This is a genomic window from Salipiger bermudensis (genome assembly GCF_017309175.1).
Taxonomy (GTDB): Bacteria; Pseudomonadota; Alphaproteobacteria; order Rhodobacterales; family Rhodobacteraceae; genus Salipiger; species Salipiger bermudensis.
The window spans coordinates 223,434-234,955 of the sequence record NZ_JAEKJV010000004.1 but is presented as its reverse complement, the minus strand read 5'-3'; the positions used below and the strand labels follow the sequence as shown (position 1 = coordinate 234,955).

The 11,522-nt window shown below is 68.3% G+C and carries 3 protein-coding genes (1 of these 3 only partly in view); all 3 read right to left on the bottom strand.

All coding sequences use genetic code 11. The features are described 5' to 3' along the window. Positions 1-4: 4 nt before the first annotated feature. A complete protein-coding gene (locus JF542_RS07500) occupies positions 5-1,891 on the bottom strand; it encodes a GAF domain-containing protein (RefSeq protein WP_207075368.1) in 1,887 nt (628 codons plus the stop codon). Further along, complete coding sequence (locus tag JF542_RS07495) at positions 1,891-2,208, bottom strand: DUF3467 domain-containing protein (protein WP_207075367.1); 318 nt, start codon at positions 2,206-2,208, stop codon at positions 1,891-1,893. The genes JF542_RS07500 and JF542_RS07495 overlap by 1 nt, the downstream gene beginning before the upstream one ends. 78 nt (positions 2,209-2,286) lie before the next feature. Further along, on the bottom strand, positions 2,287-11,522 hold the final stretch of the coding sequence (locus JF542_RS07490; RefSeq protein ID WP_207075366.1) for a hypothetical protein. The gene runs 20,887 nt beyond the window's last position; only the last 9,236 of its 30,123 coding nucleotides appear in the window; its start codon lies off the right edge, out of view; it ends in the stop codon at positions 2,287-2,289.

Sequence of the window (11,522 nt, the reverse complement as noted above, 5' to 3'; positions counted from 1 at the left end):
CCGCCTACTCGATCCGCAGCCATTTCCACGACCACAGTCGCGCCCAGTCGACCAGCGGGCGCGCCCAGATCTCGACCAGCCGGGTCTCGCCGGTGTCGATCTTGGCGACGCCCTCCATGCCGGGCTGCAGCGCGGCGGCAGCATCGGTCAGTGCCGCCTCGACGCGGAAGGTGGTGGCGCCGTCGGCATATTCTGCGACCGGCGTGATCTTGGTGATCTCGAAGGCAAAGCTCTGCTCGGGCAGGGCGGTCGGCACCAGCGCGCCGGTCTGGCCGGGGCGCACGTCGGCGATGCGGCGTTCATCGACATCGAGGGTCAGCCGGTGATCCCCGGCAGGCGCGATCGAGAGCAGCGCGTCGCCGCGTGCCACCGCCGCACCGATGCTCTGGCTGAGATCGCCCGAGATCACCAGACCGTCGAAGGGCGCGGTGAGGCGGGTGCGTTCGAGCTGCTTGTCGATCAGCGCGATCTCGGCTTCGGACTGGTCGATCTCGGCCCGGCGCACCTGCGTCTCGGCGCGGTTGCGGGCGGCAAGCGCGCGGTCGTACTCGATCATTTGCCGCTGGCGCTCGGTGACGAGGCGCAGGCGCTCGAGCGCGAGGTCGCGGTCGTCGAGCTGCACCAGGACCGCGCCTGCCGCGACGGCATCCCCGGCGCGGGCGAAGGCCTCGGCGATGAAACCGTCGAAGGGTGCGGCAACGGTGCGCTGGATCCGGCCAGAGACCTGCGCCTCGGATGAAATCCGGTCCGGCCCGGTGGCGAAATACCCGAACAGTCCAAGCCCGATCAGCGCCAGCAGCGCCAGCTTGCGCCCGATATATCCGGGGCCGAAAAGCCGGGTGAACTGCTGGCCGAGCGCGATGCCCGCCTTGGTGATCAACCAGCGGTCGTTGCGGCGCTTTTCGTCGAGCACCGGCGCGATCACCGTGCTGACAGCCTCGAGGATCTCGAGGTCGTGCTGGGTGAAGGGGGTCTCGAGGGGGCGCTCGTAGGTCACGGCGCCAATGAACTGGCCCATGGCGTAGAGCGGCACGGTGAGCACGTGGCCCGCATCTTGCGCCCGGGCGAGCTTTTCGTGGCGATGCGCGGCGACCGGATCGGCGCTGTCCTCTGCCGGCCAGAGCACCGGGCCGCGCTGGTCGATGGCCTCGTCCATTGCCGCGCCGAGCAGCCGCACGAGGTTCATCTGCTTGCCGAACTGGGCCGAGTGCGAGATCGCGGCCACCTTGGTCGAGAACATCCCGCGGAAGCCGATCGAGACCCGGTCGCAGCCGAAGCGGGTGGCAAGATCGGTGGCGGCGGCGCGGGCAGCGGTGGCGATGTCCTCGCGCTCGGCCACGGCGATCACCACGTTCAGCGCCCCGATGGCGTGGTCATAGCGCTGCCGGTCGGCCTGCATCGCCTCGCGCCGCACGAGGTCGCGCATCCATGCCGCGCCCCATTGCAGGCGCCGCATCGCGGCGCGCAGCTCGGCCATGTCTTCGGGCAGGATCTCGAGCCCGACGGCGCCCTGCGTGCGGCCCTCGACGGTGAGCGGCGTGGCCATAGCGACCAGTCCGCCCGAAGGGCGGCCATCGTCGCCCACCGCGCCGCGCACCACGCCGCGGTCGCTGTCGAGCGCGGCCTCGGCGGCGGCGAGCAGGATCGCCGAGGGCATCCGGGCCTCCGGGGCATTGGCCACCGCGCGCGGGCGGCCGCCATCGGGGTCGGCGAGGAACACCGCCGTGCCCTCGGCGCCCTCGACCTGCGCCAGCATCAGCGGCACCCAGGCGCGGGCGGCCTCGTCGAGCGCCTCGGCCCGGCTCAGCCGGCGCCACGGGCCGGCATCCTGGACCGCGCTGCCCTCGGCCTGCGCGCGTGCCGAGCCGGGAATGCCCAGCCCGTCCTCCATCAGTCCTCGACCTTCAGGATTCCGTGCCGGGCCTCGTACTCGCGCAGCACCCCGGTGAGGATCTGGTGCAGGCGCTTGGCCGCGTAGGGGGTCATGATCACCCGGTTGCTCAGGTCGACCCGCAGCGGGCCGTCATCGGCGGGGTTCCAGCTCCGGTTGGTGCCGAAGAACACCTCGACCTGCTCGCGGGTGCCTTGCACGTTGACCACGTTGGCAAAGCTGGTCTGCATCTCGCTGTCGTTCCAGACCACGCTCGAGCTGCGGCTCTCGCCACCTTCGCTCAGCGGGGCCGCGGTTTCATTCTCGTCTTTCGCCAAGGGGTCCTCCCTCTTTCGGTAGGCAAGGCGGCCCCTTGCCGGGGGCCGCCACGCACGCCGTGTGGATCCGTGCCTTCGTCAGTAGGCGCTGTTGTAATCGCTGACGAAGACCCAGTCGTCCTCGTCATCATCGGCGAGCCCGTCCTCGTTCTCAAGGAGATCGTCGATCACCCACAGACCGCCCTTGCTGTCGATGTAAGCGAACAACGCCCCATCCTCGTCGAGCAGGGTGTAAGCCGAGTCCGTGGGCGCCCCGACATCGGCCTTCTGCCCGACATCCTTGACGAACTCGCCAAGCTCGGGGTCGTAGGAATACGAGCCCTTGCCGACGTTCTTGTCCGCCTTCTTGGGGTGGAACTTGAGCTGGATCTCCGAAGAGGCGATGGCCGCCTGAATCTGCGAGAGGCTGGCGCGGGCCGCGGGGCCCCCGCCTTCCGGCGCCGGGTCCTGAGGCGCAGCGTTGCCGGGCTCGGTCGGCTCCTGAGGCGCGGAGGCTCCGCCCGACGAGCTGCCGGTTTCGTTTGCCGCCGCCGATGCCGCGGCCGGGGTGCCGTTGCCGCCGTAATCGGCGGTCTCGGAACGGGCGTCGTTGCCAGCACCATTGGCGGCGGTGACGCGCACGTCGCGCTGCGCCGGGCCGTTGCCGGGCTGCGGGTCTGCGGGCGCCCCGTGGGTGTCGCTCCAGTCGGCATCCTGCTGCGTGACGATGCCCATCTCGCCCTCTGGCTCGCCGAAGCGGGCGGGGTCGCTGCCGGTGTCGAGCGCGCGGGTCGGATCGGCGCCGTCGCTCTCGCCAAGGAGATACCAGAACTCGATCGCGGCGGGGGCCATCAGGCGGTTCACCGTGGGCGCGCCGAACGGACGGAACGGCACGATGAAGCTGTTGTATTCGCCGGTCCAGTCATGCAGCCGGTCGCCGCCCGTGTTGGCGATCAGCACGTCGCGACCGGCCCCGCCGAGGGCGTAATCCTCGTAACTCTCGTCGGTGTCGGTGCCGTCATTGCTGCCGCCGGCGGTCTCGAGCACGTCGTCGGCATTGAGCCAGTCGTCGCCATAGCCGCCATACATCCGGTCACGCCCGGTGCCTCCGGTGATCGCGTCATTGCCGAGATCGCCGAAGATCACGTCGTCGCCATCCGTCGTCACCCCGCTCGACGAGCGCGGATCGACCGGCCCCTCCGAGGCATCGTGGTTGAGGAAGAAGGTGCCGCCGTTCGGGGTGATCTTGGCGCGCGGATTGTTCTCGTCGTAATGGGCGAACTCCTCCACCGCCGGGTCGTAGGCCAGCAGACCGCCCGGGTTCACCGGGGTGTCCCAGGAGACGATCGTGCCGTCCATCGCCTGCGGAGTCTCGGACAGGGGCAGCGCCTCGGCGCCCGAGATGGCGTCGTCGCCGGCGCCGCCATGCAGCGAGTCGTCTCCCCAGCCGCCGAAGATGACGTCATCGGCGTGGGCGGGGGTGAACTCCTTGTCCTGCGTCGCCGCAGGATCGAGGTTGAAGGGCGTCAGGTTGACCGACTTCTTCAGCTGCTGATCCACGTTGATGGTGTAGCGGAAGTTGAAGCTGTTGGGGCCGGTGATCAGGTCGTCGGTGCTGGCGAGTGCCGCGATGCCGTAGAGACCCTCACCGTAGCTGGTCGAGTTGCGGCTGGTCATGATCCGGCCGTCATCGCCGATCACGCCGTCGTTGCCGGTGCCGCCCGAGATCCAGTCGCTGCCCCAGCCGCCGATGAGGTCGTCGTTCTGACCGTCACCGAACAGGGCATCGCTGCCCATCTGGCCGTAGATGCTGTCGTCCCCGGCCTCGCCGTGAATCTCGTCGCCTGCGCCGTTGTCGGTGAGCGCCGCGGAGTCGTAATCCGGGCCGCCCTCGGTATAGTCGATCAGTTCGACGGCACGGACGACGATCTTCTCGCCGCCGTAATTGTCGTAGGTGAAGCCGAGATAGGCGCCGCTGTCGCTGCCGTTGGTGCCCACGACACGGTAGATGTTGCCGTTGTCGCCGAGGATCACATCGGCGTCGCGGGCATGGCCGTCGATGCCCTCGTTCCCGAGATCGTTGCGCCCCGCTGCGGTGCCCGAGCCGCCGAACAGCAGGTCGGCGCCATCCGGGCGCAGGCTCTCGTCACCGGCGAGACCGGCAAAGAGCGTCGAGCTGCCGCCGATGATGTCGTCCTGCCCAAGGTTGCCGAAGATCACGTCCTCGCCGCCGTTGCCCTCGATATAGTCGTCGCCATCGCGGCCCTCGCCTGCGAAATCGTCGACCGAGGGCAGGGTGGTGAGCAGCGTGTCGCGCGAGGCGCCCACGGCGCCCGGATCGGCGAGGCCGTCGCTGTCGAGGTCGATGGCACCGTCGCCCTGGATCACGTCATTGCCGAGCTGGCCGAAGATCACGTCGTTCTCGGCGCCGCCGGCGATGTAGTCGTTGCCGTGTTCGACCGGATCCTCGACGTCGGAATGGTCGAACAGCTCGATGGCGCGCTGCTGCGTGCCGTCGGGATTGGCCATATGCGTGCCGGTGACCATCGCCTGCGCGTCATCGGCGCCGCCGATGCCGTAAAGCAGCGTGCCGTCGAGCGCCCGCATCCGGGCCTCGATATCTTCGCCGGTGCGGTAGATGAGGCCGTTGTCACCGAGGATCACGTCATCGTCTGCGCCACCGTCGATGGCATCGTCGCCATCATGGGCCAGCGCGCCCTCGTTGTCGGTATCGACGTTGTGGCCGCCGATCAGGTCGTCATCGCCGGCCTCGCCGAACAGCCAGTCGTCGCCCTGCTGGCCCATCACGAGATCCTGCCCGGCGCCCGCGAAGACGGTGTCGTTGCCGCCCATCCGGTCTCCGCCGGTGAAGGTGGCCCGGACGTCGAAGGGCATGACCCCGAGGGTCAGGGGCAGGGCGGTCTCGTCGATGTCACCGGCGATGCGGGCGTGATCGCCCATCACCAGGTCGTTGCCGGCCCCCGCGAGGATGCGGTCCCGGCCGGTGCCGCCGATCACCAGATCGTTCGAGGCACCGGAGGAGATCACGTCATCGCCGCCATGGCGCCAGTCGGTGGTCTCGATCTCCTGCGCGAGATCGGTGGAGCCGTCCTCCGCGTTGACCCAGGTCACCCGGCCCACATCGCCCAGCACGATATCGGCGCCATCGGTGCCACCCGTGCCGTCGGTCATGTCGGTGGTGATGGTGTCGCCGCCTGCACCGCCCAGGACGATGTCCTCGCCGAGCCCGGTGGTGACGGTGTCGTCGCCGCCATTGGCCTCGGTCAGGGTGACCGCGCTCAGCAGCTCCAGTGGCAGCGCGCCGAGATTGGCCGCGCCAGTGCCGGTGAGCAGTTCGCCGTTGTCGCCGAAGACAAGGTTCGCCCCCTGTCCGGCGTCAATGCCGTCATTGCCGAGCCCGCCCAGCACCACGTCGCCACCTGCGCCGGTGATCAGCGTGTCGCTGCCGCCCGAAAGCGTGGTCTGGCTGCGGATCGCGGCGATGGTCATCGCGAGGCCCGCAAGCTGCGGCGCGTCGAGCGCCGCGGCGGCCACGACCTCGCCGAGATCGCCGAAGACGATGTTCTCGCCGTCGCCCGCATCGACCTCGTCATCGCCGGTGCCGGCAAGGATCACGTCGGTGCCGGCGGCGGCGGTGATGGTGTCGTTCCCGGCCACCTCGGGGCTTTCGGTGAAGATGTGGTCGACATCGCTCTCGTCGCCGTCGAGCACCACCATGTCGACGGTGCCGTTGTCGCCGAGCACAATGTTGGCGCCGCCGGTGTCGGTGACGCTGTCTCCGCCCGCGCCGCCCATGACGATGTCGTTGCCGAGACCCGCGAGGATCTCGTCATCGCCGCCGAACCCGTCGCGGGTGGTGGTGACGCGGATCACCGCGCCGGTGGTGACGATGCGCTGGGTGCCGGCCACCTGCTCGATCACGCCGAGATCGGCGATCACGATGTCGTCTCCCGCGCCGGCGTCGATGCTGTCGTCGCCCGGCACGCGGGTGTCGGCACTGTCGAGCGCCGGGGTGGTGACGATGTCGTCGCTGACGACAAGGTCACGCAGCAGCAGGTCGACGGTGAAGCCGGTGTCGCCATAGACGTGATCGGCCCCCGAGAGCGCGGTGATGTGGTCATCTCCGCCACCGCCGGCGATGTGGTCGTCGCCGAGCGAGCCGATGATGGTGTCTTTGCCGATGCCACCATAGATGATCAGGCCGAGCTGGCCCGCGGTTCCGATGGCCGATGCGTCGATCAGGTCGCCGTGGTTTTCCGGGAATTCCCAGCCGTCGAACACCAGCCCGCCGCCCGTGGGCGCACCGCCGAGGTAGTCGTAACGCGCGCCGTAGGTGTCGGTGTCGCCGTAGATCACCAGCAGGCTCTCGGGGCCGCCGCCGCCAAGCACGGTGATCTCGTCCGAGCCGCCGCCGCCATGGATCGCGGTGATCGGCAGATCGACGGTGTTGTCCGAGAATGTGTTGGTGGCGAGCACGGTGAAGTCGTCATCCGCAGCGCCAAGCAGAACGTCGACGATCTCGACGTTGTTCATGGTGATGCCCTGCGCGTAGCTGACGATCTCGGAGCCGTCCTGTGCAATGCTCTCGTCGAAATCGACGGTGCCGGTGCCCATGCCGAGCCCGTTGACCAGCAGCCGCTCGGTGTCGTCGGGCAGGGTGGTTGTGGTCATGTAGCCCGCCGCGCCGGTCACGTCGGTGTCGTTGAAGATGTTCACGCGGTCGTTCTGCTCGGTCTCGTCGGTGACGATCTCGAGCTCGATCGGGCCCGGATCGCTTTCGGTCGGCAGCATCACCGGTGCCAGCAGGGTGCGGTCCTCGGTCGGCGCGCCCTCGATGATCAGCGGGCCGTAGACCTTGGAGGCGGTGTGCTCCTCAGCCGGGAACACCTTGGTGATGTAGTCGGTCTCGGAGGGTACGTAGTCGGGATCCGCCTCGAGCGTCACCGCGACCTCATCGAACCAGTTCGCGGTGGTGAAGGTGATCTGCGCCGCGGTGACGGTGAAGCTGGCGCTGCCGCTCTCGTCGGTGAGGCTCTTGCCGCCCGAAACGTAGAGCCGCGTGCCATCCGCCGAGACCGCGCCGATCAGCACCGCGCCGTCATTGGCGCCGCTGCCCGAGATGTCGAGGGTCTGGCCCGAGCCGAAGCCGCTATCGGCCCAGCTTTGACCGTCGCTGCGCTCGATGTAATCGGCGCCGTCCGCGACCTCCACGAAGCTGACCGCGAGCGTTTCGTCCGCCAGCGTGGCGAGCGACACCCGTCCGCCGGGCACGATCCGGGTCTGGCCGTCGTCGAAGATCGAGATGGTGACATCCGCGGTGGGCGCCTTGGTCAGGCGCACGGTATAGCTGTCGGTCTCGTCATAGGCATCGTCGGCGCTGTCGATCACCACCGTGTCGCCCTGCGTCTCCTGGATCAGCACGCCGGCATCGTCGCCGTCGATGGCGGTGAGGGTGAGATCCTGCGCGCCGGCCGAGGCATAGGTCGGGCCGTCGCTGCTGACGGTATGGGTGACGATGATGCGCTCTGCATTTTCAACGCCGTCATTCGCATTGGCGGTGACGGTGACGCTTTGCGCGATGTCCCAGTTCGAGGCGTCGAAGCTGAACACCGTCTGGCTGAAGCTCAGGTCGCCCGAGTTCGAGTTGTCGCTCAGAGTGATCGTGACGGTCTCGCCCGCCGCCGGGGCGCGCGACAGTTTCAGCGCGTAGCTGTCGGTGATGCCCTGCACGCCTTCCAGCACCAGCGTTTCCGATCCGGTCTCGGTGATTTGCAGCTCGGCGAGATCGTTGTCGCGAACCTCGACCACGAGGTTCTGCACCTGTGCGGCGTCGAACGCCGGATCGACCGACTGCACCGAGTGGCTGATCACCACGTCGCGGCTGCCCTCGGCGGCGGCGTCGTCCTGCGCCTCGATGGTGACGGTTTGGGCCTGATCCCAGTTGCCGGCGTCGAAGGCCAGCACGATGGCATCGCTGAAGCTGGTGCCGTCGGCGCTGATCAGGACGGAGTCCGCCTCCTGTCCGGTGAGGGTGATGCCGGTGTCGCCATTTGCGGCGATGGCGAAGGTCTCTTCGACGACGATCTCGGTCGCAGTGACCGAGACGATCTTGTAGACGCCGTCGGCATCGCCGTCGGTGGTGCCCGACAGGCGGATCGACTGGTAGATGTCGAAGCCGTCGTCGAGGAAGCTGCCGCTGTCGCGGGTGATCGTGCTGCCGCCCTGCGCGAAGCTGAGCGCGGTGCCGTCGGCCACGGCCGGAACCGCGAGATTGCGGTCGGCGCTCGAGGCGCGGGTGGCCGAGACGGTGACATAGACCACGCCGGTCGGCACGTCGGTCAGGCGGATCGAGTAGACATCGGTGCGGCTGCCTTCGGCCTCGCTCACCAGCGTCTCGCCCGGGGTTGCGTCGCCTGCCACCTCCTGGCTGATGACGATCGCGCCCTGGTTGCCGTCGGCGACCGTGGTGCCGAGCCCTTCGATGAAGGTCTGGTCGTAATCGTCGTCGGCACTGCTGGCTTGGTGGTTGATCAGCCCCGAGCGCCCGGCGAGATCCGCCGAGACGATCTGCTCGGTGACGTCGCCGGTCACGTCGAACGTGTCGGAGCCGAGCCCGCCAATGACGCGGGTCACGGAGCTGGCCGAGGTCGACAGGATGAAGAAGCTGTCATCGCCCTCGAGGCCGTCGACCTCGAGCAGTTCTTCCGTGTTCGACAGCGACACGTTGAGCCCGGCGCCGAACACGCCGTCCTCGGTGATCACGAAGGCGTCGTCGGCCTCGGTGCCGAGCACCACGACCTTGTCGAAGCCGGCCCCGCCGTCGATGTCGAGCGGCGCGTTGATGTTGTAGCGGATCAGGTCGTCTCCGCTGCCGGCATTGAGCTCGGTGTCGTCCTGCAGCGACGAACTGCCGTCGCTGTCGAGCAGGAAGGCACGCACGGTGAATTCGTCATTGCCGCTCTCGCCCTCGAGCTTGAGCTGGGCGCGGTTGGCGTAGACGGTGAAGCTGTCCTGCCCCTCGCCGCCGAAGGCGACTGTGGCGAAGCTGATGCCGTCCGACAGCCAGCCGCGGGTGGTGAGCACGGCGTTGATCTCATCGCCCGGGGCGATGCCGTTCTCGGTGCTGGGGCTGTTGGGGTCGTTGCCGAAAAGCTGGCCGAACTGGAAGCTGTCGTCGCCGAGGCCGCCATCGAGGGTCATGATCGCGGCGTTGTCGTCGGCGATGAAGGTATCATCGCCCGCCTCGCCGAGCAGGGTCACCCGGCCGTTGATCGCGCGGTCGTAGTTGATCCGCTCGACGGTATCGGGCCGGGTCGGGTCGTCGCCGCGCATCTGGTCGATATCGCCATGCAGCACCGCGAAGAAGGTCGAGCGGCTGAGGAACACGTCGTCCTTCTCGGTACCGATCACGACCATGCTGTCGGCGTCGAGGGGGCTGCCGGTGTCGAACACGTCGATGATGTAATCGACCAGCTCCCCGTCGACCGAGCCGTGGGTCTGCAGCAGGATATCGTCGGAGCCGTCTCCGCCGTCGATCCAGAAGCTGTCGGTGGCGCGGTTCTGGCTGACCAGGCGGACGATCTCGACAAGATCGTCACCGGCCCCGGCGAGCACGGTGGCGTGGCCGGTCATGGTGGTGGCGTCGAGGAAGCGGATGGAATCCGCCCCCGCACCGCCCTCGACGAGGATCTCGGTCGCCGCCGTGAAGCCGCCGGTCAGCACCATCTGGTCGTCACCACCGCCGAGCGCGATGGCGATGTTGCCGCCCGAGACGAAATCGCCCGAGATGTCGAGGAAGTCGCGGGTCTCGCCGGTATCGACGGTGAGCGTCGTTCCGGCCGAAAGCAGGCCGGAGATATCGAGCCGGTCCTCGCCCTCGGCGGTGGTGACGGTGAGCGTGCTACCGGAGAGCATCGCGCCGGAGATGTCGAGCAGGTCGATCCCGGCGCCGGTGTCGATGGTGGTGGCAAGCGCCGTGGTCATCGTGCCGGTGACGGTTACGCTGTCATCGCCGGCCCCGGTGGAGATGGCGCTGTTGCCGCTCGCGCCGGTGGTTCCGTCGATCGTCACCGCATCCTCACCGAAGCCGGTGGAGACCGAGAGATCGCCCGCAAGGACCGAGCCGGTCGCGCTGACGGTGACCGCGTCGTCCCAGGCGCCGGTGTTCAGAGCCACGGTTCCGAGGCCGTCCAGCGCGCCGTCGATCAGGATATCGGCCCCGACGGCTTCCCAGCCTGCAAGGTCCGCGTTGAGGGTGATGCTGCCGGTCTCGGCGATCAGGCTGGCGCCGGTCTGCACGTGCATGTCGTCGCCGGCGGTGAAGACGATGTCGCCGCCGGTCGAGCGCACCTCGACCCCGGCGTTGACGGTGAAGTTGTCGTAATTGTCGGGCGCCGATTCCGTCGCCGTCTCGATGATGTCGCCGGCGGCGAGAATGTCGTTCTCGATGGTGATCGGGCTCGACGCGACGGTGTAGATGTCGCCGCCCGACTGCTGGCCGTAGCCGGCGCCGCCGTCGATGGTCAGCAGCGTCAGCGCGCCCTGGTTATCGACATAGGTGGAGCCGGTGGTCGAGAGCGACTGCAGCGCCCCGATCTCGGTGTAGATCCAGTTGTCGGAGGTGCCGATATCTCCCTGTGCGATCAGGTAGGCGCGCCCGCCGAGCACGTTGCTGGTGTTGGGCGGCTGCACGCCGTTGTAGATGCTGCCCACCACGGCGGTGAGGTAGGCGGTGGCGAGAAGCGGATTGCTCTGGGTCACCTCGACGGTGTTGAGCCACATGTCGCCCGCCTGCTCGATCAGGAAGGTGTTCTCGCGGCTGGTCACGGTCACCACGCCATCGCTGCCGGAGCGACGGCTGTCGATGTCGAGTTCGTTGCCGAAGGCGCCGATATAGCCCAGATCCGCGGTCAGGGTGATGTTGCCCGCCGCCAGCACGTCCGCGGCGAGGCGCGATCCGGTGTCGTTGCCATCGGCGCTGGTCTCGGGGCTGGTCGGATCGACCAGATCGACCGCGTCGAAGATCGACAGCTGGGCGTAAAGCTCCACGTCTCCGCTGCGCGACAGCACGTTGCGGATGTTCATGTCGCCTTCCTGCTCGTAGACGATCACGTCGCCCTCGGCGGTGAGCGTCAGCAGACCGAGATCGTCGCCCAGATCGCCGCGCGCCTCGACCTCCAGCGCGTTGCCGACCACGCCGATCGAGCCGGTCTGCGCCGTGAGCGTGATGCTGTCGGCCTCGATGTTGACGAACTCGGTGTTGTTGTGATCGAGGATCGAGCCGTCGGCCACCAGCGTGACGTCGCCGCCTGCCG